This is a genomic window from Asticcacaulis aquihabitans (genome assembly GCF_032490435.1).
GTDB lineage: Bacteria > Pseudomonadota > Alphaproteobacteria > Caulobacterales > Caulobacteraceae > Asticcacaulis.
Genome location: NZ_JAVGWM010000002.1, coordinates 383714 through 409578 on the forward strand (window position 1 = coordinate 383714; position 25865 = coordinate 409578).

Here is a 25865-nt window from a genome sequence, read left to right on the forward strand (position 1 = left end):
CCAAGGCCTGCCTTCCAAAGTTCGGGGAGGAACTCAACGCTTAATTGGGAAGACCGACTGAGTAAAATGCCATGAGTTCAGGCCGCGCGTAGCGAGCCTTCCAACCCGTATCTGGATCCGTTTCGCCAAACCCCACGGACGGAAAACTCCCGATTCAGCCAGACCATATCCGCCCGCAGTCCCGGCTTCAGGCTGCCCGTTATATCTGACACGCCCATGAAGGCCGCCGGCGCGGACGCCGCCATAAAGACGGCGTCCTCAAGCCCAATACGAAGATCGCGCATTGCATTGCGAACGGCCGAGATCATATCCAGGGCCGAGCCGGCCAAGGTTCCATTATTGTCTACGCACTTGCCGTCTACGGCGGTAATGAGCTTGTCACCAAGGAGGAACCGATCCGTGTCCGCACCGACCGTTGGCATGGCGTCCGTCACGAGCATCAGGCGCTGAGGCCCCTTGCAGCGTAAGGCAACCCGTGCCGCCGCAGGATGCAGATGATACCCGTCCATAATTAGCCCGCAATAGCTGGCTTCATCTTCCAAAGCCGCGCCCACGGCGCCGGGGCTGCGATGCTGAAGCGGGGACATGGCATTATAAAGATGCGTAAACCCGGTTAGCCCGGCACCGAGGGCGGCGCGGACATTCTCATAGCTGGCGTCCGTGTGACCGGCAGCCACGGTCACCCCCATTGCCGTCAAGTCTGCGATATCTTCAGGGGTACATGTTTCCGGCGCCAGTGTAACCAAGGTGCGCCCGTGCTTCAGGCTGCCAAGCAGGGCCTTCGTCTCGGCATCCAGTTTTCTGAACATGGCCGGATCGTGAATTCCTTTTCGCGCTTCGGCAATAAACGGGCCCTCGATGTGAATACCCAGCACGCCTGCAACACCCGCCGCAATGGCGGCCTCAACGGCGCGCATGGCCCGGTCGATAACCGCTGGCCGGTCACTGATCAGCGTCGGCAGAAAGCCGGTCGTACCGAATTGCGCATGTGCATCGCCGATCGCCGCGATCGTCTGCACATCCGGTGAGTCATTGAATAGAACTCCGCCACCGCCATTGACCTGCGTATCCAGAAACCCGGGCACAAGAAAGCCATCCTCCAAATCAATGGTCTCAGTAGCCGGCGCAGCGACGTAGCTGGCAATCTGGCCCTCGTTAACATAGAGGGCGTGCTCGCGACCGTGCGGCGTAAGAACGTGTCCGTTGGTAAAGCAAAGGCTTTTTGTCATAGCTGTCTTGAACTCACAGGGTCTCGGTGACCTTTAGCAGGTGGGGTGGCGCGTCTGTGGAGATAGGTTTGGGCATAAATCGATCCTGGAAATGGGCCTAAACGCCGCCGATCTGATTGATTTCCGCAACGACGTCATAGGCGTCGCAGCGGTAGTAGGAGTGATTGATCTCACAGGTCCGCCCATCGGCAAGAAAGCCGCGGCGCTCAATAAACAAGCCCGGATCCCCCGGAGCGACACCCAATTTTTCAGCCTGGCGCGCATCGAGAGCGAGGGCCCGCAGTCTTTGCAGGGCCCGCGCCGGGCGATGACCCGTGCTTTCCAAGGCGGCATAAAGCGACTCCCGCACCAGACCGGGCGAAGGCAGGCAAAAGCTGGGGACGGTGGTATACTCCAAGGCCATCACGGCGCCGTCTGCGATGCGCAGACGCTGAAACCGGCACACCTGCGCGCCGGGAGATAAACCCAGCGCCAGCGCTTCTTCAGGGGTGACGACGCCTTCCGTCTTGCTTAGCCAGCGTGATTCCGGTCGACGTCCCCGAGAAATCATGTCTTCGGAAAAGGATGACAAGGCGGAAAAGCTCTTTTCCAGGCGGTGAGCGACAAATGTCCCAGAACCGCGCCGCCGCGTAACCAGCCCCTCCAGCATCAGGCCTTCCAAAGCCTTTCTGACGGTGATGCGCGAGACATCGAAACCCTCAGCCAGATGCCGTTCGGTTGGCAGGGCCATGCCCGGCATAAAAACCTTGCTGACAATTGCTTCACGCAGCCTGGCCTGAATCTGCAGATATAAGGGCGTTGTGTCGGTCGAGATGAGCGGACCGATCGTTTCCATAAAACTGGCCTTATGGTCGGCTGGCCTATCTTCCGGCGGCGCCCTCATACAAGTTCACTCAGAGAGTTAAACCCACTGCCCAGCCCCTGCGCCAACAGAATAGCGCCTTCGACTGCGTCCTGTTCGGGCGCCGTCAAGAGACACCGTACGGCCGGATTGAGCCACGGCAGGATGGGCTCGGCCAGTCCTCCGACCAGTGCAATGCGCACAGCGCCTATGTCGCGCAGCCTGGCGATATAGCGGCCCACTTCGTCCGCCACATCCTGTACCAGCTGCAAGGCCACCGCATCTCGATTCATGGCGTGACGCATGATCATGGGCGCCATGGCGCCAAAATCACTCGGGGTCGCCGTCGTGACGAAAGCAATGACGTCGGCGGTATGACCGCCAAGCTCGGCGATTATCTCCCGCGTCATATCGGAGACAGGCGCAATTTGATCGTGACTGCGCAGGGCCGCCCGCAAGGCTGACCGCCCCAGACCCGCCGCAGACCCATCGTCACCGACTTCGAAACCCCATCCGCCGATGGATTGCCCCACGCCGTTGGAAAAAATATAACCTGCGCTGCCCGTGCCCGTAATTAGGATGGCACCGTCATCGCCGGAAAAGGCGCCAAGGCACGCCGCGTGCGCATCGCTGGACGCGTAGATGGCGCCAAAGCCCGGACCGGAATCAATGGTCACCTGAGCGCTGGTCGAAGAGGTAATCCCCGCAAGGCCCAACCCGAGATGAATATCCTCGAGATCCGCATGGGTAAGACCGGCTGCGGACAAGGCTTCGTCAACTGACATCATAATGTTGTGCCAAACTTCGCCCAACCCAAGCCGGATATTGGATGGGCCGCCCAACCCTTCTCCCAGCAGCTGGCCGGCGCGGTTTCTCAGACGGGCTCGGCACTTGGTGCCGCCGCCGTCGATACCGATATAATAGAGGGGCTTATTGGCCTGTAACATGGACATGAACTCTGAAGATTAGGCGGCAGGCTTGGTCTGACGACCGGCGAAAAGGGCGAAGAGGAGAATATACAGGTAGGCGGGCGCCATGATGAGCAGAAAGACAAGCTGGAAGTCGTAATGCGCCTTGAAGTAGGCAAACAGCTGGGGCAGCACCGCACCGCCGGCGATCCCCATGACCAGGATCGCAGCGCCGGTTTCCGTAAATCGCCCCAGCCCGCGAATACCAAGCGGGAAGATAGCCGGCCACATCATGGCATTGGCGAATCCCAAGGCAGCGACACAACCGACTGACACATACCCTTTTGTCAGATAGGCGCAGGCGGTTAGGAGCACGCCCAGTATGGCCGAGAGGGCCAGATAGCGTTCCTGTGAGACGAACCGCGGGATTGTGACAAATCCAAGGATGTAGCCAATCAGCATGGCGACCATGGTGGCGGTGCCCAGGAACTTGGTTTCGTCGAGCGGCAGGCCGAAGGCATGTCCATAGGTGCCAATGGCGTCGCCGGCCATCACCTCAACCCCGACATAGAAGAAGATGCAGACAAAGCCCAGCCACAGATTGGGAAAGCTGAACAGACTGCGCTTGTCCGTCTCGCCGGTCGTGGGCACGTTGACGGTATCGCTGATTTCCGGCAGGGGCGACTTCAGGAGGCCGTAGGCCAGTAAAGCCAGAAGGACGGCCATAGCCATATAGGGTCCATAGACCTTGTGTGCGAACGCATCGAGAAGCGCTTCACGCGCCGCCGGATCGGTCAGGGCCTGAACCTTGGCGTCCAGTTCGCCGACCCCCTGCATGACCAGAAGCCCGAAGACGACCGGCGCCAGCGCGCCGGCGATCTTATTGCAGATGCCGAGAATGGCGATGCGCTGGGCAGCGCGTTCGATAGGGCCCGCAATAGATATGTAAGGGTTCGAGGCCGTTTGCAGCAGCGACAGCCCAGCACCAATGATGAACAGGCCGGTCAGCGCGCCGGGAAAGAGGCGTAAGGTGGTGAACTGACCGAAAACGGCCGCCCCGATCGCCATGACAAACAAGCCGATCGCCATGCCCTTTTTCATGCCCGTTTTCCTCAGGATGGCCGCAGACGGCAAGGCAAGGAAGAAGTAGGACATGTAGAATGCCATTGGCACGAGGAAGGCGGAGACATCATCGAGCGTAAAGGCAAGCTTTACGAAGGTGATCAGGGGGCTGTTCAGCCAGGTGACAAACCCGAAGATGAAGAACAGGCCGCTTATGATCGTCACCGCCAGACGCGACGATTGGGCATCGAGCGGGGTGGGTTGGGAGGAAATGGGCGGACTGGCCATGAGACGCTTTCAGATCTTGATGATGATGTTCTTGCGATCGAGCCCGTAACCTACGAGCCAGCAAACGAGCATGTAGGCAATGGCGCAGGCGAGCGAACCTATCGCGCCCGGCATGAGCGCTTGGAACACATGGATACCCACCCAATCGTACAGCCCTTCCCCGTTCAGCTTGATGAGTTGCAGAACCGTGACGAACAGTTCCGAGAACAGGTAGATGGCCAGCGGATTGCGACCGAAGACCTCAAGGAACCGGGTGCCGCGCGTCTGGCCGGCAATCTCGACATAGGTGATGAGCCCGGCCAGGATGACCAGGTCGATACCGATCGTCAGCAGGACAAAAGAACTCGTCCAGATACGCTTGGCCAGCGGGAAGTCGAGACTCCACAGCAGGCCGGCGGCTATGAGGATCGCCCCGCCGATAAGCAGGTTGCGCACCAGAGCCGGTTTGCTGGCGCTACGGGCAATGTATCTACCCGTCAGAAAGCCGGCAATGACATTGACGATAGCGGGCAGTGTACTGAGCAGACCTTCCGGGTCGTAGCCATGGCCCTTGCGGTACATGTGGTTGATCCCCAACATCGCCTGGTCAAGCAAGGCGCCGGCATTGCCCAAAGGCGTAAGCTGCTGACCAGGCAAGCCGAACGTCATAAGAATAGCCCAATAGCCAAACAATAGCCCCACGCACAAGGCGATCAGATATTTGACCGACAGATAGCGACAGACGATCGCGGCCACCCCAAAGCACAGGGCAATGCGTTGCAGTACTCCCATGATGCGGGTGTCCCCAATGGGGTTTGGCGCCCAGCTGCCGTCAGCCGTCTGATGTACGAAGGGAAACCAGTACATGAGGTAACCAAGCAGGAAAATGATGGCGGTGCGCTTAAGCACCTTCAGCAGATAATCCTTATGGCTCACGCCCGGCTTCATGGCGAAGCTCATGGCATTGCCAACCGCGAACAGGAAGGCCGGAAACACCGCATCGGCGAGCGTGAAGCCGAACCACTTGGCGTGTTGCAGCGTGGCGAAGGGCTCAGCCCCGGCGCCGGCTGTATTGACGACGATCATGACGCAAACGGTCAGGCCGCGGAATACATCCAGGGACGTGTAACGCGCAGCCTTCATCGACAGGCCTCCAGCAGAGCTTTGGCGTCCGCCATCGGATCGGCCGGTACATGGCGAGCAAACAACTGATCCGCCTTCACCCACTCATGTTCCCAGTCGGTGATGATCGTCGTAAAGCGGGCTTGATCGAAGGGAGTCTTATCAATTATCGATTGACGCAGCGCCGCGAAAAAGCGCGTCCAGCGTGGCAGGTAGAAGCCGGCATAAAGCCCTTGCCACGCCTTGGAGGCATAGTCGTTGAGGTTGCCCTTACCGCCCCAGACCGTCACCTGCGCCTTGGCATTTTCGACGTAATAGACCTTCTCCGCCGCCGTGTCGCCATAGGCGCGCGCGTCGTCGATCCAGCTCGAGAGGGTTTCCTGTTGCGCACCCAGAAGCGCGTCCAGGCGCAAGACCAGATCGGTCAGGCGCTTGACGTCGGCGTCGCCCTTGGTCAGATCGCCAGACTGATAGGCGGCGATCGCCGCCTGAATGCAGGCATCGAGTTCAAAGGCTGTGTAGTGACGGGTCGCATCGACAACATCGTTACGGAACAGCTTTGATGCGCCATAGGTTGGCGCCAGGGCCAACAAGGCGCTCACGGCCGTTTTCAAACCGTCCCGATCGCCCGGCAGGGCTGGAAATTCGGTGGCATCGAGCGTGGGGCGCTTAAAGAGAAGATATGCCCCGGCCCGGCTTTTCCACCAGCGCGGCGTCCAGTACCGTGTTTGGTACACTGCCTTTTGCAGGTCGCTCCACGCCGATAACAAGGCTGGCGATGTCTGGCCATATCGGGCACGGGTATAGGTTTTGAGCCAATCAGAAACCGGCACGTCGCCCCAGGCAAGGTCATAGGCATATTCATAGACGACGCTGTTGCTGTGCAGACCCTCGGGGAACAGCCCGAAGCCCTTCAGGTTGCGCTTCGCGTCGCTTTGCGTAATCGCCTTGAGGTCGCTGCGATAGAAGTCGAGATCCCCATAAACCGGGTTGGAGCCGCCGTAATTATGGACATAGCCGTAGATCCACGCCTTGCCTTTGAAGGCATCGGACCGCGTCCAGACGTCGGGATAGCGGTCATTGCCGATGTCGAGGACCATCAGCTTCTCGTCAGGCACCTTGCTAAGAAATGCGCCGATGGCATCGCTGGACCAAAAGGCACGGTCTGCGCCGAAAAGCCAGCCTTGCATGACCCAGACGGCATCCGGCCGCGCTTGACGGATCGACGCATAAATGGCTTCGCCATAGGCCGCCAGACGCGCCGCCTTCACGGCCGGATCGACGTCGGCTACCGCCTTGGTATTGGCGGTTGCGTCACCATAGGTCGCCTTGGCGGCATCTGAGCCATCGGGCGCGATCGGCGGCAGCATCTCATTGAACGAATCGGCGAGGTAGTACTGCCCTTCGCCATAGGTTTCGGTATAGAGCGCGATGAACCGGCCGGCCAATTTGGCGAACAAAGGATCCGCAGGGTCAAGCCAGTAGGTTTCGTGAAACCCTTCCCAGGCGCGCATCTTGTAGATGCGGGCTTCCGGGTGCTTTTCGGCAAAGGCTTTTGGAACATAACCGCCGAAGGCAGGCAAGATCGGCGTCATACCGAGCTCGCGCAAGCGACCCAGAATACGCTGCTGCAGATCGCGCTTCTTGACAATCCAGGCCTGAGGCAGGGGCGCGTCATAGCCCTCTATATTGCCCATACGCTGCCAGGGCGTGAAGGCCGGCCCGGAGAAATAGGCCTGAAGTTCGCTCTCGCTCAGACCGTTTTCGCGCCACAAGGCCTGCCAGACATATTCCTGGCCTTCCATGGCGAGCGGCATGTCGATGCCGTGCAAAGCCATCCAATCGATCTCACGCTCCCACCGGCGCCATCCCCACCACGGCGTGGTATATCCAAAGGCGCAGGTGTTCAGATAGACACGGTGCCGGAAAGGGCTTTTGACGCGCGCGCCGACGGCGTTGGGCCAGTGGCGCGGCAGGTCTACGCGATCGCCTTCCCAACTCACATCGGCCAGGCCCTCATCTTTTAGATAGCTGTAGAGGCCACGCGTCAACGCGACCGGGCTATTTGCCGTCACCGTCAACCGCCCCTGCTCCGCTTTAACGGCGTACCAAGGCGCGTCATCCGGCGATGACACCAGTTGAAAGGCAACAGAGTGCGCGCGCTTGCCCAGAAGTCTGGTCGCAACGGCATGTGCACTACGTGAGGGGTCGGAATGAACAATCGACGACCAGGCTGAAGCCGGCCCAAGGCCAACGGCAGTGACAGAGAGACTGGTTGCAAGGAAATGGCGGCGGCTTAGGTGCGGCAACACGTGACTCCAGAGTAAATACAAGGCGCCCGACCCAATGGGGGCAACCTTAGATTCAAGGCGCAAACTCTTTTGCAAATCCACATCCGCACTATGTGGACCTCATCTCAAGGCAATAGAACCAATTTTTACATTGGTGCACCAATTGCCATGACATGGACTATAACAGCTAAAATTGGCCTGTCAATTTCGTATCCGCCTATATGCTATCCACCCCGGATCCGACTGCCACAGATAAAAGCCCACGCCTCCCTTGCGAAGAAGCCTCAAGGACGACGATTATTTATTAAATATTTTCAATATGTTACAAAAAAATAGCTGAGGCCGCCCCCATCAACGACGTGCACCCAACCTCGTGCCGAACGTTCACACCTGGCCCATCCAGATTGGCGCACCAAAATCACGGCGCGTCGACCAAAATTGGTGTGCTTACGCCTGATCCGAGTCGGGCTCGCCCCCACCCTGACCGGCCAAGTCCGGTGCAACGGCATTGGCATGCGTCAGGAAGGTCCCGATTTCCTCTATATACTGCCACATCGCCACAAACGCGGCGTCCCCGTCGCGTCTGCGGAACGCCGCAACCAGCTTGTCACGCGCGGCCGTCCAGCGATCCCCTTTCAGCTCCGTCGCCGGACCATTAAAGTTATGCCACAAGGGACTGTTGTCACGTCTTTGCCAGAGGTGATGCGCCAGGCTGATCAATTCCGGATTCTGCGTCGCGCGGGCGATACGCAGATGAAACCGCATTTCCGTATAGGCGCGAGATCCTGCATGGGGAGCCGTGCGGCATTCTTCGCTCAAGCGCTCTAACTCAAGCAAGTCATCTTCGCTTGCAGAAAGCGCCGCCAGACGAGACAGATGGCTTTCAAACCACTGCTGAGCCTGCAGAAATTCAGCCGGGCCGGAGGGGGCCAAGCTGTCCCAGGGCCGCGCCTTTACCGACTCGCCTGTGTCCGCGGTCTCAAGTTCGTACGCACGCCGGGTAATATATATGCCTGACCCTTGGCGCGATTGCACCAGACCCTTGACTTCCAGCATGACCAAAGCGTCCCGGATGACCGCACGCCCGACATTGTACATTTCGGCCAATTCACGTTCCGTCGGCAGCTTCCCCAGCATTCGGAACTCGCCCTTGCGAATACGCTCGAGCAGAGACTCTCCCACAGTGCGATAGGCGCGAACGTCTTTATCGGAATCGATCCGGTTACCCAAGGCTGGCGAAGATGATGCCATGCGGTTGATTTTCCTATCTGGAGCCACGCGTCCGTTGGCCACTTCATTTCGAGATCAAAATTGACATTCACATGAACGAAAGCGCCCGCCGCGTAGCGCGCTCGCCGCCGACAGTTTTCAGACTAACGACTCCGTGCGTCGCACGCAAGCAACCACGCCAAGCTGAACTGTCTGCAAGATCAGGTAGATCTCCTTTGAGCACCAGATTCGCCGCTGAGACGTCTGTCAAGACAAAACCTTCAGCCAAAAATGACGTGCCAAGACGCTCGCAGACAAGATTAGGCGTCTCGAGGGTGTGGTTCAATTGCCACAGCTGCGCAGGGAACTGGTCCACCACTTCGCCAGCGCATTCTTGATTTGTCTACTAATTATGCCTTTGAAATAATTTGAGTTTTATATATGGCTGTAACTTTCCGACCGGTAAAATCGGTGCAGCGCAAAACAAAATTGCAATCGAAATGAAATGGAAACATCATCAAAACGTCGAATTGTCGTTGACTTCTGACATCATCGTTTCATAGTACGAACACAGTTGAGACACCTTTCGATGTAATCCGCCACATTATACCTAAAGCAAACTCAACTATAACGCGGTATCTGCTAGAATTATATCGGGGACTTGAAGAATTCATCAGATATATCTCTCCTGAATACGATAACCTCAAAATATAGCTGTGAGGATTGTCAGACTTCTGCGGGAGGTTAACCACACCGGTTTATGGTGTAATTTTTTTGGGACAATTGGTTGGCCAATCAAACTCTCAAACCCTAATAGGTCAAGCGCTCAATAAGCTAGATCCATGTTTATAAGTGGGAAAGACAATGACCCCGGCGGCAAAGCCGACTGGAGGTCTCAGAGGAGAAACTATATGACGATGCCTACAACCGGGCGACGCGGGCTGAAAAAAGCCCTGCTTTGCGCCACCATATTGATGAGCGGCGCGACCGGAGTCGCATGGGCTCAGGACGCAGCTTCAACTACAGGAACGCCGGCGGCCAGCACAGACGGCGCCGCGACCGAAGTCATCGTTACCGGCTTCAAGAAAAGCTATGCGGACGCGGTGCGGTCCAAACGTAACAATATCGAGATCACCGACGGCATCTCCTCCGATGGCCTGGGACGTTTTCCTGACCTCAATGTCGGCGAAGCACTTCAGCGCGTTCCCGGCGTCCAGATCAACCGGGAGGCCGAAGGGCGGAACGCCACCATCAATTTGCGCGGCATGCCTGGCTCCTATGCCCGCACGACCCTGAACGGTCAGGCCTTCGCCGATCCACCCGCACTGTCCAACGATTCGTCGGGGCCGCTGGGTGCATTCAATTCCGACATCTTCAGCGCCTTCATGATTGAAAAGTCGCCGATGGCCAACGCCCAGTCGGGCGGCCTGTCCGGTAATGTCGACATGCAGATTGCGCCAGCCCTATCCCGCAAGGACGGTGGCTTCGCCAAGGCGTCGTACGAATATAACACCTTGGGCGACCTGTCATCACCGGCCTATACACTCGGCTACAATAAGCACATAAGCCCCACCCTCGCTGTTTTCGGCACCATCGCCTACAAACACGAAAATTTCCGTCGCGACACCCTGCGCTTCAACACCTACAGCGTGCTCGACGCCACAAACACCGGTCTGTCAGCGGCCAATTTCGCGTCGAAGTACGGTGCATTCTACTCGCCAACCGCCTGCACGAGCTCAGGAACCGCCTTCTGTCAGTCTCTGGCAAGTGCGCTGGGTGTGACTGATGCCCAAGCGGCCACCTATATCAACAGCACGACTGGCTCGAAAGGCACCGCCGGCGCCTGGTATGACAGCGCTCTGCGTCAATATACGCGTATGAACGTCGGTAACCTCTGGACCGGGTCGGCAGGCGTCGAGTGGAAGCCCAATGACAATACCAAACTGGGCGTTGTCGGCTTCTACACCGATCGTAACCTGCCCAAGACGACGCAGTATTTCCTGATCAACTCCATGTGGGATGGTGCGGGTACGGTGGCGACGAACGGCGATCCCGTCGCGACGTCTGACGGCCGCTATCTGTATCCCAACATTACGATGACCAACTTCCCGGCAAAGTCGTCGACGCGTCTCTATTCGCAGCACCAGCAGTCCAAAGGCCTTGTCGCCAATGCCGACTGGCATGACGACAAGTGGCGCGCCGCGGCAGTGCTGTCGATCTCGAACGGCATGAGTTCGTCGCTTGAAACCGAAATCGACTTGCAGACCAATCCGTCGTCCACAGGCACGAACGGTATTACGGCCAATTTCAACACCGGCCTCGGCAAGCTTGGCGATTTCGCCTACAACGTCACACCATCGCCCCAGAACGCGATTTTCAACTATCCGTTCTATAACGCGACAGCTTCGACGGGCGGCTGTCAGACCTCGCCGACCTATGTGGCGAATGCCTGGAACTGGACGTCATGCGATCCGGAAAACCTGTACACAGCCGATGGCGTTTACAATCTGAATGCCTCTGGCTCTGAAAGCTACGCCTACAATCAGGTGAACTCGGCCCAATTCGACCTTGAACGCTATATCGACTTCGGCCCTATCACCAGCATCCAAGGCGGCGTTCGACTGGAGCAAAACCGCTTCAAGTCAAAAGGCTTCCGCAACATGGCCTATGGCCTGAACACGAGCAAGATCACGCAAGACATGCTGATCGCGGCGCCATCAATAAACGACTTCATGGGTGGTAACGCGTCCATTTCCAAGAATTGGCAGGTTATTGACGTCGAGAAGTTCCTGGGTGCCGTGACGCCTGTTAGCTTGTACAATAACGGCGGGCTGTCGAGCGTCGGGCTGAATATCCTTTACGCCGACGGGGCTTTTGCCAATTACAACTACACCAACAGCAACGACCTGACGGAAGCCTATATCCAGGCCAAGTATGACACCCAGCTGATCGGGCATCGCGTACGGGGTAATTTCGGAGTGCGGTATGAGTCGACCGACAACAAGATCCAGACACTCGACCAAACCAGTGCCTTCGCAGACGGCGTTGGTGCCCTGTCAAACTATTCGCAACATGAGATAGACAACAAGTACCATTACTGGTTGCCGTCCGCCATCTTTGCGGCCGACATCCGTGATGACCTGGTTTTGCGCGGCGCTTACTACAAGACCTACGTCCGACCGCAAGCGCGTCAATATTCGCCTGTGTCGATCTTCGGCCAGCCTACGCTGGACGGGAGCAGCTCAACACCGTCGATGCAGGTCTATAATGCCTCCGTCACGATCGGCAACAACAAGCTCCATCCTTACCTGGCCGACTCTTACGACCTGTCCTTGGAATGGTACAACCGCCCCAACAGCCTGATGTCGATTGCCTATTTCGACAAGAAGATCACGGGACGCATTGCCGGCACCAGCGACCCGGCCATCCTGTGCCCGTCTGACGGCTCTAACTGGGGCTATGGCGCTCTGACATGGAACGGCACGAACTGTATCGCCACCAGCTTGGGGTCCAGCTCGAAAACCGTATATATCTTCGCCTCCGGCAGCTACAACCTCGACAAGCCGACCTACGTGCATGGCCTGGAGTTCAACATCCAACAGAATCTGGACTTCCTGCCCGGCTTCTGGAAGAACTTCGGCGGTAACTTCAACTACGCCTTCACTCAGGCCAAGAGCCCGTCTCTCGCACCGTTCCCTGGTATCTCGAAGTATACCTATAACTATATCGGATACTATGAGACGGCAAAGTGGGGTATCCGCGCCACCTACAACTGGCGTTCGGATTATCCGCTCAACGCGAACGGCACCTACAGCGGCGGCGCCCGTTCGGTTCAGGCGCGCGGTCAGCTCGATATGTCAGCGTCGTATAATATCAACGACCAAGTCACTATCGCCTTTGATGCGTATAACATGACCAATTCCAAGCGTTTCGAATATGAAAACGACACGAAGCTGGTCCGCTGGATCGATTACGACGGCAGCACCTATACGGTTACGGTCAAGGCGACCTTCTAACCCTGCCGGAACCTTTGAGGCGTGTCCCGCTCCCCCGGGCCGCGCCTCTTTCACGGCAACCGAGTCTTCATCCGCGACAAAGTCTCCCTGTGCGCGATTCCTGGCCTGGCGGTTCAACCGTCAGGCCTCTTTTTTGCGCAATACTCGGTCCCCCCATCTATGGCGATGACGGCAGGCGAATAAGCCTTACGGGCGGAACCGACGCAGGTGACCCTGTAATTGTGAAACGCCGTAATTTTTAGAACTCTGTGACCTCAGGCCACTTCAAGCCCATCGGTCCGACAATGGCGCGCGATAAAGTCCGCATGCATGGGCATACGATCGAGGCAGTTGCCTATGACGCTGCGCAGATCGGACAGCCAGGTCTCAATGCGATCTGACGGTATGCTCAGAGTAAGCGGATCTGGCGCCGCCGGACACAGTCCTTGCCCCACCATGACCGCCAGCCAACTGGGCGTACGGAACTGCTCACCACGTTCTTCGGGAATGCGGCCTCGGCTCGAAAACAGGTCGATGCGATGCTGCAATCCGTCAGGTATGTCCATCTGGTGGCAATAGCGCCAAAATTCCGAATCCTGGCGAACACCTACCTTGTAGTGTAGTATCAGGAAATCCCGAATATCCTCGTACTCACGCACCATAGCGGCGTTGTAAGCTGCTGTGTCTGCCGCCGAAAAGCCCTTATCCGGAAACAGGTATTGCAGGCGCAGTATCGCGTTCTGAATGAGCATGATCGAGGTGGATTCCAATGGCTCAAGGAACCCCGCGGATAAACCAACCGCTATGCAGTTCTTTTTCCAGAATGTCTCCCGGCGTCCCGTCGTAAACCGGATAGGCCGCGGGTCACCGATAGGAGCTGAACCGAGATTAGCAAACAAATCCTCCATTGCCTTGGTCTCATCCATAAAGGCGCTGGAGAAGACATGCCCATTCCCATCCCGGTGCTGCAACGGAATGCGCCACTGCCAGCCGGCGCTCAACGCCGTGGACCTCGTGAAAGGGGCCGGCGCACCGTCACGTCGTGTCGGTACGGCAATGGCGCGGTCACAAGGGAGGTATTTGGACCAGTCGATATAGCCAACCCCCAAGGCTTCGCCCAGCAGAAGCGCCCGAAAGCCCGTACAGTCGATAAAGAGGTCACCGTCCACAACACGGCCGTCCGTCAGGCATAGACTTTCGATCGCGCCTTGCGCGTCAAGCTTAACCGTCTGAATCTTCCCCTCAATGCGCTGGGCGCCCGCCGCTTCTGAAATCGAGCGCAGAAAGCGCGCATACAGGGACGCATCAAAATGGTAGGCGTAGGCGATCTCCGCCAAAGGCGAATTTGCGCCCGTTGGCCGCATAAACCGGCCATTTAAAGATGCGAGGGACTGCAGACTGTAATTTTCCAGGCGGTCCTTAGGATTTGCCAAGTAGTGCCGCAGCCAGATCGCATGAAACGGCAAGGCGCCATATTCGCGGCCGTAAGGCCCGAAGGAGTGGTGATAGGCGTGGCCCTGGCGGCCCCAGTTCACAAACTCAATCCCGAGCTTGAACGTGCCCTTGGTAAACCTGACAAAGGCGTCTTCGTCTATACCGAGACAGCGATTGAAGATGTGGATGTAGGGTGTTGTCGCTTCGCCCACGCCGACCGTGCCGATTTCCTCGCTTTCAACCAGGACAATCTCGTCAAAGTCATCGCGCAGTATCTTGGAAAACCAGGCAGCCGTCATCCACCCCGCCGTGCCTCCGCCCGCGATAACAACCTTCTTAATGGCCCCTTGCGGCATTGGTGTCCTCCCCGATCCTCAAACGACCATTTTGCTATGATCAGCAGCGTCGCGAAGTCACAGAAACGATACAAGATTGCAAAAATTTGTCTATAAATTTCAACATGATCCCAAAGGAGTTCAACCCTTGAGCGTGGCAAAATTCGGTCCTTAAGCCGCTTGCCCCAAGTGACAGGCGGATAACCTATTGAGATTTATTGTTGTATTTGTCCGCAACATCGCATTTAAATCCACAAATGGTTGACCAAAATTGATCGGCATGGAAACCGTGGTTTTGATCCGCGACAGATACTTTTTCTACAGACGAGGATAACGAACCGTGACGTCCTTAGGAAGTCGGCTCTTAGCTGCCGCCCTGTCATTGACGGGCTTCGTGTGCGCGGTTCACGCCCACGCCGACATCTCCATTTTTGACGGCAAGACGATTGCTGAAGTCCACCGCGACGATAGCGGCGCAGGCAAGACGTTTGAGCTTGCCTCCACCATGCTGGCCGCGGATTTACACGATCTGTCGGGCCAGATGCCGGTCGTCGTGGCAAAGCCTGCAGCCTGTCGGTCAACCTGTATCCTGCTGGGCCTGGCAAGCGCGCCGAAGATCCGTAAATTGGCCGCACAGGCTGGCGTCAAAGTGGACGACCTGTCGGGACAATGGGAAGTCTATCGTCGCTTTGTCGTGCACGAGGGAAAGGCGACCTACATCGTTATTGCCGGATCCGATGTTCGCGGAACCATCTACGGCGTGGTGGACCTCACGCGAAGTCTTGGCGTCTCCCCCTGGTCTTGGTGGGCGGATGTGTCCCCGAGACACCAGCCTCGATTGACCGTGTCCGAGGACCTGTTCACGTCAACGACGCCGTCCGTTAAATATCGCGGCATATTTCTCAACGATGAAGACTGGGGCCTTGAGCCCTGGGCCGCGAAGACGCTCGATGCGTCCAAGGGTAATATAGGCCCCAAAACCTATGCCCGCGTTTTTGAACTTATGTGGCGCCTGAAAGCCAACACGCTTTGGCCGGCCATGCACGCGGTGTCGGCCCCCTTTTACAGCGATCCGGCCAGCCCCGCCCTGGCGCATAATTACGCGATTGTCATAGGCACCTCCCATGCCGAGCCAATGATGCGCAATAACCTGCGTGAATGGGATGAAACCCGGCGGGGGCCCTTTGATTTCACGCGCAACCGCGACGAAATCGCCCGATATTGGTCTGAGCGCATTCAGCAGAGCCAGCCCTATGAAAACATCTACACGGTCGGTCTGCGCGGTATCCACGACGGACCAATGCAGGGTGCCGATACGACTCAGGCCCGCCGTCAGGTGCTGGAAGACGTCATCGGATTGCAACAACGCTTGCTGACAAAGAGCCTGAAGCAACCTGTGGCCTCGATCCCCCAAGTCTATGTCGCTTATCACGAGCTTCAGGAGGCCTATGACGCTGGCCTGTCGGTCCCAGATGATGTGACACTGATGTGGACCGACGACAATTACGGCTATCTGCGGCATCTGTCAGGGCCGGTCGAGCAAAAGAGAGCCGGCGGAGCAGGGATTTACTACCACCTGTCCTATTGGGGTCGCCCTCATGACTATCTCTGGCTCGGAACCACCCACCCAGGCCTGATACGGGAGGAAATGGGACGAGCGTTCGACGCCAATGTGCGCCAAATGTGGATCGTAAATGTCGGTGACATAAAGCCCATAGAATATCTGACCGAGTATTTCCTCGATTTGGCTTTTGATGCAAACCGCTTTCATCAGCCGGCCGACGACCACCTGCAGGTGTTCATGAGTGAGCAATTTGGCCCGGACTATGCCGCTCCCCTGACGGCCCTAATGCGGCGCTACTATGATCTGTCCTTCGAACGCAAGCCTGAGTTCATGGGGTTTGGACAAACAGAATGGGTAACGCCAAACCGCCCGACGCGCTACGTCACTTCAGGTGATCAGGAAGCGCTCAACCGCATAGGCGCCTATCGGGATATCACTGCACAGGCCGAGGCCATCGCCGCAAAACTGCCGGAAGATCGGCAAGCTGCTTTCTACGAGTTGGTTCTTTATCCCGTGCGCGCAAGTGCCGAACTCAACATCCGGATACTCAGTCTCGATCTGGCGGAGTTTTACGCCCGCGAACAGCGAGCGAGCGCAAACAGCTATGTCGATCAGGCCAAGGCCGCTCACACGGCGCTGGTGGAAGATACCAAACGCTATAATGCGCTTCTTAACGGCAAATGGCAGGGCATGATGGATATGGCGCCCCGACGCCTGCCCGTATTCGACGAACCCGTCTGGCCGCAGTGGTCGACCTCTCAAAACAGCGGATGCGACCTGTCATTGTCCGGACAATGGATCAATGATCACAACACGCTCACCTTCGTTTCCGGGCGTGCCCAAACACGACCGGTGACCCTATTCGCCCATCAGCCGGCCACGTCGGACTGGTCTATTGAAAACCAAAGCCCGGGGGGTGGACTTACCCTAAGCCGCGAGGCAGGCGTCCTGGATGCAAGTCATAATTACGAGGCCAAGCTCACCTTGCGCTATGACGGCCTGGCGCCTCCTGCGGACAGGGACATTGTTCTGAGATGCGGTGGCGCCGAACATCATCTCTATGTCCGCATTCTTCCGCCCCTGCCCTCTTCGTTGACAAGCGAGGACAACAAACGGCTGACGCTTGGACCGGATGTCGCAGATTTGGGTCGCGACTGGGAAACCGTCAGTGGACTGGGCAGTTTCGGAAGCGTTTTGCGGTCCCGCCTGACGCTCTCGTCCGTCCCGGTACAAGAGGCCATTCAGCGTACGCCCCTCACCTACCGGTTTGCGACATCCTCCGCGTCCGGCGGTAAGGTCAAGATAGTGGCCCTGCCAACCCATCCGGCGACGCCCATCCAGGGGCTCGGCGGCATGGTGAGCCTAGATGACGGCCCCATGCAGCCTCTTGATTTCTCGACTACGGGCCGCAGCGATCAGTGGCGCGACAACGTCCTGGCCAATAGCTCGATACAGGGCTTCAATTTCAAAACCCTGCCCGCCGGGGAGCATATTCTGAGGCTTTATCCGGCCGATCCTGGCCTTACCATCGACCGAATAGAGATAGATCTGGATGGCGCTCAACCCCATTACGGGGCCGTCCGGACCGACCCATCGGGCCCCTGATCTGCCGGACATGCCAACGCTTCATATTGTCTCTTCACCACATTCGAACAGAAACTAAAATGGATAAACTTGCCTCGAGCGCAAACGAGCCGGCACCGGAAGCAGGTACCGCCCTCAAGGAACGCCGCGCTTACCAGGATATTGGAAACGATCTGGTCCAACGAATAAGAGCTGGCGAGTTTCATTCGACAGGCAAGCTTCCGCCTGAGCGAGACCTGGCGGCCTGGTACGACGTGGGCCGAACCGTCATTCGCGATGCCCTGGTCATGCTGGACGTCAAAGGCCTCATCGACCCGCGGCAAGGTTCCGGAATCTACATCACCCGCACGGCCTACCAATCCATTGTGCCCGACGACAGTTTGTATGAGACTTCAAGCGCGATTGAGAGCAAACCCCCGGCAGCTCCGTTCGAGCTCCTCGAAGCCCGTCAGATCTTTGAAAGTCACATTGCCAGACTAGCGGCTGAAAACGCCACGGACAGCGACCTTGCCGCAATCGAGCAGGCCTGGACCAACCATCGCGGCGCCCACTTTGCAGAACCCAAGGAAGCCCTGGACATACAGTTCCACATGGCCATCGCTCAGGCGACGCAAAACAAGGAGTTGGCCCTGCTTGTCAATCAGTTATGGCATAGACGCGATGACAGTCCCATGTGGCGAAATCTTCATGAACGCGTGAAAGAGGCAAATTACCGGGACAATTGGGTTACCGATCACGAGACAATTCTAAAAGCTTTGCGCAAACGGGACGGCGACGCGGCCTATGTGGCCATGTGGCAGCACATTGAAAACGTCAAAACCTTCCTTGCTGAAAGCGGCGCTTTCGCCGACACGTGAGGTCAAACGCCGATTAGAATGGTATTAGGGAACCACCTGGTCGATCGTGCCGTCTGACCGGATCGTCAGGGGCGTATATGTGATCGAACGCTTGTAGTCGCCACCACCGGGCAGACGTTTGTCGTGATAGAACAGCCAGGTCTTGCCGTGGAAATCGATGATGGCCTGATGGTTCGTGCTTATCTTCAGATAATCCAGCACGACTCCACGGTAATCATAAGGCCCGGTGGGCGACTTGGAAGTCGCATACACAATTTGTCCCGGCCACCCCGTCGAAAACGTGAAGTAGTATAGCCCGCCAAATTTATTGAGATAAGGTGCTTCGCCGTAACCGACCTTCTTTTCCCCCTCTGGAAGGCCGTTAATCTTCACATCCTGTATCGGGCCATCCATCTCAATCATATTTGGTTTGAGTTTGACGATCTTGGGCACGCGCGTCCCGAACATCAAATAGGCCTGGCCATCATCGTCGATAAGTACTGCCGGGTCTATCGGCTCATCCCCCACATTGACGTCGCGGGCCTTATCGATCAATGGCGTTCCGCGCGCATCCGTAAAAGGCCCCTTGGGCGATTTGGAAACCGCTACCCCGATGCGATCTCCCCCAATCGGCGCATAGAAATAATAGCTGCCATTCCTCTCGCTGACGTCTGGTGCCCAAGCCTTAGCGGTCGTCGAGGCCCATTTGAACACGCTTACGCTAAGGAACGACCCTTCATCGCGCCAGTGCTCGAGATCGGATGACGAAATCAAACGCCAATCCGTCGAATCCCAATACTTGCCGGAATTATCCTGATCATTGGTCGCATATAGATAGACCTGGCCGTCAAAAACATGTGGCGACGGATCCGCATTAAACCGATCGGAAACCAGCGGAGAGGCCGCAACGGCGTAAGACGCGACCAGAGATGCCCCCAAACCGAGCACAGCTGCCAAGACCTTATACTGAGTTTTCATGTTTTCCTCCATACGAACAACGCCTTCGGTCGTTCGACAGCTTTTTTGATTGGTCCCGACCAAAAGCAGCATGGCAGCCTTCGCGCCCGGACGAGGCGGGTATGGCTCGCCGAAAATGAGGATGACAATGTATCATCCTTCATATCCACTGCCCTGCACACGCACAATATGTATGATTATTAAAAAGCGCAATCCCTTTGTAGTTTGAATCTATCTCGAGAAATTGCGCGCGATTTGATCGTCCGAACCGGATTCGTCGCGGCTGTACCAACGACGTGAGCAAATCTACATACTTCCGTCCAAGCGCGATCGACAGCACCAGTCCATATCAGGCGACGCCGATTTACAGCCCGCGTTATCCGGTCATTTAATCACATTAGAAAGACTGCCCAAATGACTCAATATGCGGCCCCTTCTAGCGTAAGCGCTAAACGGTGCGATAGTCGGCGGGAGTACAAAAAAGACCATTAAATTAGGCAAAATACCCGGAAGTCGGAGCCAAGCCCCAATCTGAAAGGACAGCTGCAGCCCTGCTTCGCAGCGGCACCCATCACTTGTAAAATTCATTTTATGTATGATTAAAAAGCTCAAACTTGCTTCCGCTCCATCCTACGGCGCAATGCAAAGGATCACCAAATCTAAAAGGCGCTCAACACGTCAATGAGCGTGGCCACTTACGGGAATGTGTACAATTGGCAACACTCAGACAAAATGATGGCAAGTTTGAATTATAATACATTTGCCTTGTTGCCAAAATAATAAGTGCGATTTATACGGGCTGCCAGGCTCTACTACCACCGCTCAGGCGGACGGGCCAATAAGTGGGAAAAAAAGCCCATGCCACAACAGGAGGACAATTTATGCCTAAATTCAGAGCCTACAGGACACTCTTAATGGGGACTGCCGGGGCCGCTGCACTGCTGCTGCCGCTCATCGCTCAGGCGCAAAGCGCCGAGCCGCAACCCTCGCCAAATAAAGCCGATGCGACGGTCGTGGTCGTTACGGGTGTAAAAGCTTCGCTTAGGTCAGCCACCGCAATCAAGAAGAATTCGAACCAAATCGTCGACTCGGTCCAGGCGACGGATATCGGCAAACTGCCCGACGCCAACACAACCGAGGCCTTGCAGCGTATCACAGGCATACAGATTCAACGTCGCTACGGCGAAGGCGCCACGGATTTCGACCATCGCACGCAACCCGCAGTGACGATCCGAGGATTGACCCAGACTCTAAACCTTCTCGACGGCCGCGCGGTGTTCTCCGCTGCCGGCAGTCGTGCGCTGGACCTTGAAGGCATTCCGCCTGAATTGCTCGCCGGCATCGACGTCTATAAGAACCCCCCTGCCAACATCGTCGAAGGCGGCGTCGGCGGTGCGATCAACCTGCGCACCCGCCTGCCCTTCGATGCTCCGGGCCAGGTCATCAGCACCACGGTAAAGGGCAATTATTACGACCGCGCTGATAAATACGGCGGCGCAATATCGGGCTTGTACAGCAACCGGTTCAACACGAACCTGGGTGAAATGGGCGTGCTGATCAACGCCGTTTACGGAAAGAGCGATTACCGTCAGGATGCGATCCTCGTTGGGCAACAGGTCGCTCCAACAGCCGGCACGGTTTCCGGTCTTCCGGCTAACGGCAAAATTCCACTCGGCTTCCAGATTTACGATGACAATGGCGACCGTCGCAGACTGGGCCTTGCCGCTGCCTTCCAATGGCGGCCCTCCGACACGCTGCTCATTACGGCTCAAGCGCAATATACCGACTACAAGTTCGACCGGACCGGGGCTTACTTCTATCCGATCGACAATTACCTGATGAACCCGACGACGAACGAGGCCATTCCCACGCCTCAACCGGGTGCCACATGGACCTTTAACGACGAGGGCTATGCAACGAGCGGCGCCATTGCCAAGCAAACGTATGAATCGGGCCGGTTTGACCAGGAGCTGAGAACCCACACGGGAAATTATACGTTGAATGCTAAGTGGCAGGTCAGTTCTCGCCTGAAAATGCAGTTCGATCTTCAATACCTGCAGTCGGTCTATGATGCTGATCGCAACGGTCTTGTTTTGTCGCAGCACAAGGTGGCCGGTGAAAATCCCAACACGGCAACCAACCAGGAAGTCGTGACTTTCGATCTGCGCGGAAAGAACCCGGTGTGGAACGTGGACAATCCGGCCGCCTTCACCGACGTCTCGAAATATACTGTGACCTACATCGCTGACTCGCTGACGAGAAATACGGCGGATCAGACTGCTGCGGCTTACGATGTCGAATATGAAATGGAAGGCAGCTTCCTGAAAAAGCTCCACGGCGGCCTGCGCGCGACCGACAGCGATATCGACCTGCGCGGCACCTGGCATGGTGTCTGTCTCTACGCCAACGGGGCGGATCCGAGTTGCTCTCAGCCCAACGGCACGGCGCTGCCAGCGCTTAGCCAGTGGCCACAACTGTATAAGTTCGGACCTTCACCCGACTTCTTCGATAAGAAGACCCTGCCAGGTGGTGTCCTTTATCCGGAGTTCGTCGGTGGTTCGGGCCTGTGGAATAGCCTGGGCGCGACCTACGCGCTGGTCGGTGCGCAACGCCAGATTTCCTTCAACCCGGCCGATATAACGACCCTGAACGAAAAGACTTTTGGCGGCTTTGCTTCGGCCGACTACGGTTTCCAGGTCGGCGACTTCCCGGTCGACGGCAATATGGGTGTCCGTGTTGTCCAAACCAAGTTGGCCTCGGTCGGCACTCAGTTTAACGCGGATGGCACCACAGAGCAGATTCAGACGACCAACAAATACACGTCCGTCCTGCCGTCCTTCAACGTCCGGGTAAAGGCAAGCGACACTCTGCAATTCCGCGCGGCCTATTCGCGCGCTATTAGCCGACCGAATTTCGATCAGCTCTCGACCAATTTGTCGCTCGGCGCAGCCAACCAGATCAACCCCAAAACAGGTCATGCCAGCGCAAGCCAAGGCAACCCTTATCTCAAGCCGATCACGTCCGATAATTACGACCTGACGGCGGAATGGTATTTCGCGCAAAATGGCTCTCTGACCGGCGGCGTCTTCCTGAAAAAGACCGACGGTTTCATCTATGGCGATAATGTACCCCGGACATTCGGTGGGCGGACTTACGATACCGCGACGTCTACCAATGCCGGCAATGGCACCATCAAAGGCTTCGAAGTTGCCTACCAGCAGTTCTTCGATTTCCTGCCCTCACCGTTTAACGGTCTCGGTGTCCAGGCGAACTACACCTACGCCAACAGCGACACCTCCTTTACGACGACCGTCAACGGCGCGCCCGTCACCAAGTCTTTGCCGCTCGAAAAGCTGTCACGTGACAGTTATAACCTCGTAGCCCTTTATGAAAAAGGACCCCTTTCCGGTCGTTTGGCCTGGAATTGGCGCGGCAAATATTTCGATACAACGACCGGAAGTGGCGCCAACGGAACCATGCAGTATCAGGCCCCCTACGCCACCTTGGATGCCTCGATCTCCGTCAACGTCAACTCGCACATCTCTGTGTCTATCGACGGTGTCAATCTGCTGAACCGATTGGGCGTGACCTATATCGACACCCCGGGTCAACCCCTCCAATACACGATGAACGATCGTCGGTTCGGCATATCTGTACGAGCGACCTACTAACTCCCTTTGGTTGTTCCTCACCTGCCGGCGCCGCCTTTTAGGACGGCGCCGGCTTTTTTCTTCGACTTGACATGGCGATGACAACGCCAAAATCTGGTTGCGGCACCGCATTTTTTGCTTTGAACGGAATCGAAATGGCCACGACGGGTCCCTTGAGAACAATCGTCATAGTGGGCGGGGGAACAGCCGGATGGATGGTCGCAAACGCACTGTCGAAAGTGCTGGGAAAGTCCGGCCCGGCCATCACCCTTATTGAATCCGAGGAAATCGGCACGGTCGGGGTCGGCGAAGCGACAATACCGCCCATTCTTGCCTTCAATGCCTTGCTCGGCATCAATGAAGTCGAGTTTATGAGGGAGACGCAGGCAACCTTCAAACTCGGCATTGAGTTTGCCGATTGGTTACGCATCGGACATCGGTATTTTCACCCGTTCGGAATTTATGGCGTCGATGCCGGAGCGGTACCTTTTGAAGCTCTGTGGCAACGCAGCCGCCATCTTGGCGCCTCCCGTCCTTTAAATGACTTCTCCGTCTGCGCAAGAGCCGCCGCCGCGGGGTGTTTCATGCGACCCGCCGGGGCAGGCGGTCCTCTGGCGCACCTGGCCTATGCCTACCACTTCGACGCCACGCTCTATGCCCGTTACTTGCGCAAACGCGCTGAGGCGGCAGGCGTGATACGTATTGAGGGTCGTATAGCCCATACCTCACAACGGCCGGACGACGGGTTCATCGAAGCGGTTCGCACCCAGGACGGTCGTCGTATCGAAGCGGATTTCTTCATCGACTGTTCGGGTTTTAACGCCTTGCTCCTGGGCGGAGTCATGGGGGTAAAGTTTGAAGACTGGAACCACTGGCTACCCAATGATCGAGCGGTTGCGGCCCCCTCCACAAACCTGGCACCGCCCACGCCTTTTACGACATCCACGGCGCGTACGGCCGGTTGGCAGTGGCGCATACCGCTGCAACATCGCACGGGAAATGGATACGTCTACTCCAGCCATCACGCCTCAGACCAGCAGGCCCTGGATCTGCTCACTGCAAATGTCACCGGTGATCTTCTCGCGGAGCCGCGCGTAATCAAGTTTCGCACAGGCCGTCAACGGGAGTTTTGGATTAAAAACTGTCTGGCGCTAGGCTTGGCAAGCGGCTTTATGGAACCTTTGGAATCCACCAGCATCCACCTGGTGCAAGCCGGAATAGCGCGCCTATTGGAGATGTTTCCAAATCGAAGCTGCGAACCCGCAGATGTTCGGCGCTACAACCGCCTGATGACCAACGAATATGAAAGCATTCGCGACTTCATCATTCTGCATTTTCATGCCACGGAACGACGCGACACAGACTATTGGCGATCGCTGGCGGATATGTCGATTCCGGATACGCTCGCTGAACGCATAGACATTTATCGCCATTCCGGACGTGTCTTTCGCGAATCCGATGACCTGTTCTCCAAAACCAGTTGGCTTGCGGTCATGGACGGGCAAGGTTTGGTGCCGCAAGCCTATGACCCGCTCGCTGAAGGCGTTTTACCGACACAGGCGCAAAAGCACATGGAGCACATCGCCTCCGTACAGGCTGCGGCCGTAGCGGCGATGCCCAGTCACAACGACTACATCGCAAAATACTGCGCGGCGAACCCACCCGGCTTTTAGATCGCCTAGAGGTTTTGCGCGCGCGAGCGATGTGTATCATCCAGCGCATAACGAACCAGACATTCCATGGCCCATCGTGCGCCCCGCGCGTTCTTGTCGGCGATGGCTTCATAAACGCGTGCGTGGTCCGGCCAACTGTTCCGGGCATCCTGAGGATCATTGGATTTTATCCGCGTCGTCCAGGCGATGGCAGCGGCAATGGAACTGTTCAACGAGGCCAGGACTTCATTGCGTGTCGCCGTGATAAGAATCCGATGAAACTCCAGGTCCGCGAGACGCCCGACCTCGGACGACAGGCCCTCGGCCCCCATGACATCGAGAGCCACTTTCATCCGAGCGACCTCGTCATCAGACCGGCGCTCGGCGGCCAACTCCGCAGCCGCCGGTTCGTTTATTAGTCTCAGTTCAAACAAGCCATCGATGAACTCTTTCGATGGCGTGGTCTCGAACATCCAGCCCATAACCTGCGGGTCGAGCAGGTTCCAGCGGAGCCGCTCGCAAACCAGGGTTCCTCGCTTTGGGCGACTTTCCACAAACCCCTTTGCGGTCAAAATCTTCAGGGCCTCGCGGTACGGCGTCCGCGATATTTGCAAGGCTTCGCTTGAATCGAGTTGATGGGGCAATATGTCACCGGGTTTGTAAACCCCGCTCAGAATATCGATCGCCAAACGGCGCGCAAACGAGCCGGCCAAGCGTCCCTGCGGCCCGGAGTCTTCGATGGTATAGTCACCGGAAAATTCGGAGGAACTCTTTTTAGAGTAGAGACTGCTCATCAGTTTGTATCCTGGACCCACGGAAGGGAGACCTTAGAATTTTATCAGCCTTATGGCCATCCTTCACTGAACCCTAAATTTTGGACTACAATTGCTCCGCCGCCAACGACCATATTAATCCACTAATTCTCACAC

Annotated in this window: 15 protein-coding genes; 5 read left to right on the top strand and 10 right to left on the bottom strand. The window is 57.0% G+C overall.

Features of this window, described 5'->3' with window-relative positions; genetic code table 11:
- Positions 1 to 77 precede the first annotated feature (77 nt).
- The 7 genes from nagA to RCJ00_RS08615 form a co-directional block, all read right to left on the bottom strand.
- Positions 78 to 1229: an N-acetylglucosamine-6-phosphate deacetylase gene (nagA, locus tag RCJ00_RS08585; protein WP_316221390.1), complete on the bottom strand. Its 1152-nt coding sequence runs from the start codon at positions 1227 to 1229 to the stop codon at positions 78 to 80.
- A gap of 97 nt (positions 1230 to 1326) precedes the next feature.
- Positions 1327 to 2064, bottom strand: coding sequence for a GntR family transcriptional regulator (locus RCJ00_RS08590; RefSeq protein WP_316221391.1), 738 nt, complete (start codon positions 2062 to 2064; stop codon positions 1327 to 1329).
- 44 nt (positions 2065 to 2108) lie between these two features.
- The gene (locus tag RCJ00_RS08595; protein ID WP_316221392.1) at positions 2109 to 3017 is read right to left on the bottom strand and encodes a glucosamine kinase nucleotide-binding domain-containing protein; all 909 of its coding nucleotides are present in this window, start codon (positions 3015 to 3017) and stop codon (positions 2109 to 2111) included.
- Between the two features lie 18 nt (positions 3018 to 3035).
- A complete protein-coding gene (locus RCJ00_RS08600; protein ID WP_316221393.1) occupies positions 3036 to 4328 on the bottom strand; it encodes a sugar MFS transporter in 1293 nt (430 codons plus the stop codon).
- A 9-nt stretch (positions 4329 to 4337) separates the two neighbouring features.
- Positions 4338 to 5450, bottom strand: coding sequence for an acyltransferase family protein (locus tag RCJ00_RS08605; RefSeq protein ID WP_316221394.1), 1113 nt, complete (start codon positions 5448 to 5450; stop codon positions 4338 to 4340).
- Positions 5447 to 7741, bottom strand: coding sequence for an alpha-N-acetylglucosaminidase (locus RCJ00_RS08610; protein WP_316221395.1), 2295 nt, complete (start codon positions 7739 to 7741; stop codon positions 5447 to 5449). The genes RCJ00_RS08605 and RCJ00_RS08610 overlap by 4 nt, the downstream gene beginning before the upstream one ends.
- A 426-nt stretch (positions 7742 to 8167) precedes the next feature.
- The gene (locus tag RCJ00_RS08615; RefSeq protein WP_316221396.1) at positions 8168 to 8971 is read right to left on the bottom strand and encodes a GntR family transcriptional regulator; all 804 of its coding nucleotides are present in this window, start codon (positions 8969 to 8971) and stop codon (positions 8168 to 8170) included.
- 869 nt (positions 8972 to 9840) lie between these two features.
- On the opposite strand from RCJ00_RS08615, the gene RCJ00_RS08620 reads away from it, so the two are divergent.
- On the top strand, positions 9841 to 12945 hold the full coding sequence (locus RCJ00_RS08620) for a TonB-dependent receptor (RefSeq protein ID WP_411267528.1): 3105 nt from the start codon (positions 9841 to 9843) through the stop codon (positions 12943 to 12945).
- 254 nt (positions 12946 to 13199) lie between these two features.
- Here RCJ00_RS08620 and RCJ00_RS08625 read toward each other — a convergent pair whose 3' ends face one another.
- Entirely contained in the window at positions 13200 to 14714 is a 1515-nt protein-coding gene (locus RCJ00_RS08625) for a tryptophan halogenase family protein (RefSeq protein WP_316221397.1), read from the bottom strand.
- A gap of 319 nt (positions 14715 to 15033) precedes the next feature.
- On the opposite strand from RCJ00_RS08625, the gene RCJ00_RS08630 reads away from it, so the two are divergent.
- Entirely contained in the window at positions 15034 to 17862 is a 2829-nt protein-coding gene (locus tag RCJ00_RS08630) for a glycosyl hydrolase 115 family protein (RefSeq protein WP_316221398.1), read from the top strand.
- Positions 17863 to 17921: 59 nt separating this feature from the next.
- Complete coding sequence (locus RCJ00_RS08635; protein ID WP_316221399.1) at positions 17922 to 18698, top strand: FCD domain-containing protein; 777 nt, start codon at positions 17922 to 17924, stop codon at positions 18696 to 18698.
- 24 nt (positions 18699 to 18722) lie between these two features.
- Here the strand turns inward: RCJ00_RS08635 and RCJ00_RS08640 are convergent, their stop codons facing one another.
- Positions 18723 to 19655, bottom strand: coding sequence for a family 43 glycosylhydrolase (locus tag RCJ00_RS08640; protein ID WP_316221400.1), 933 nt, complete (start codon positions 19653 to 19655; stop codon positions 18723 to 18725).
- An 893-nt stretch (positions 19656 to 20548) separates the two neighbouring features.
- Between RCJ00_RS08640 and RCJ00_RS08645 the strand changes: the two genes are divergently transcribed.
- A complete protein-coding gene (locus RCJ00_RS08645; protein WP_316221401.1) occupies positions 20549 to 23305 on the top strand; it encodes a TonB-dependent receptor in 2757 nt (918 codons plus the stop codon).
- A 77-nt stretch (positions 23306 to 23382) separates the two neighbouring features.
- Positions 23383 to 24957 (top strand): tryptophan halogenase family protein, encoded by a 1575-nt coding sequence (locus RCJ00_RS08650; protein WP_316221402.1) that lies wholly within the window; start codon positions 23383 to 23385, stop codon positions 24955 to 24957.
- Between the two features lie 5 nt (positions 24958 to 24962).
- On the opposite strand, the gene RCJ00_RS08655 is transcribed toward RCJ00_RS08650, so the two are convergent.
- Positions 24963 to 25730: a FadR/GntR family transcriptional regulator gene (locus tag RCJ00_RS08655; protein ID WP_316221403.1), complete on the bottom strand. Its 768-nt coding sequence runs from the start codon at positions 25728 to 25730 to the stop codon at positions 24963 to 24965.
- Positions 25731 to 25865 lie beyond the last annotated feature (135 nt).

Coding starts and splice junctions, on each gene's coding strand:
- nagA (WP_316221390.1), bottom strand. CDS start 1,229: ATGACAAAAAGCCTTTGCTTTACCAACGGACACGTTCTTACGCCGCAC.
- RCJ00_RS08590 (WP_316221391.1), bottom strand. CDS start 2,064: ATGGAAACGATCGGTCCGCTCATCTCGACCGACACAACGCCCTTATAT.
- RCJ00_RS08595 (WP_316221392.1), bottom strand. CDS start 3,017: ATGTTACAGGCCAATAAGCCCCTCTATTATATCGGTATCGACGGCGGC.
- RCJ00_RS08600 (WP_316221393.1), bottom strand. CDS start 4,328: ATGGCCAGTCCGCCCATTTCCTCCCAACCCACCCCGCTCGATGCCCAA.
- RCJ00_RS08605 (WP_316221394.1), bottom strand. CDS start 5,450: ATGAAGGCTGCGCGTTACACGTCCCTGGATGTATTCCGCGGCCTGACC.
- RCJ00_RS08615 (WP_316221396.1), bottom strand. CDS start 8,971: ATGGCATCATCTTCGCCAGCCTTGGGTAACCGGATCGATTCCGATAAA.
- RCJ00_RS08620 (WP_411267528.1), top strand. CDS start 9,841: ATGACGATGCCTACAACCGGGCGACGCGGGCTGAAAAAAGCCCTGCTT.
- RCJ00_RS08625 (WP_316221397.1), bottom strand. CDS start 14,714: ATGCCGCAAGGGGCCATTAAGAAGGTTGTTATCGCGGGCGGAGGCACG.
- RCJ00_RS08635 (WP_316221399.1), top strand. CDS start 17,922: ATGGATAAACTTGCCTCGAGCGCAAACGAGCCGGCACCGGAAGCAGGT.
- RCJ00_RS08640 (WP_316221400.1), bottom strand. CDS start 19,655: ATGAAAACTCAGTATAAGGTCTTGGCAGCTGTGCTCGGTTTGGGGGCA.
- RCJ00_RS08645 (WP_316221401.1), top strand. CDS start 20,549: ATGGGGACTGCCGGGGCCGCTGCACTGCTGCTGCCGCTCATCGCTCAG.
- RCJ00_RS08650 (WP_316221402.1), top strand. CDS start 23,383: ATGACAACGCCAAAATCTGGTTGCGGCACCGCATTTTTTGCTTTGAAC.
- RCJ00_RS08655 (WP_316221403.1), bottom strand. CDS start 25,730: ATGAGCAGTCTCTACTCTAAAAAGAGTTCCTCCGAATTTTCCGGTGAC.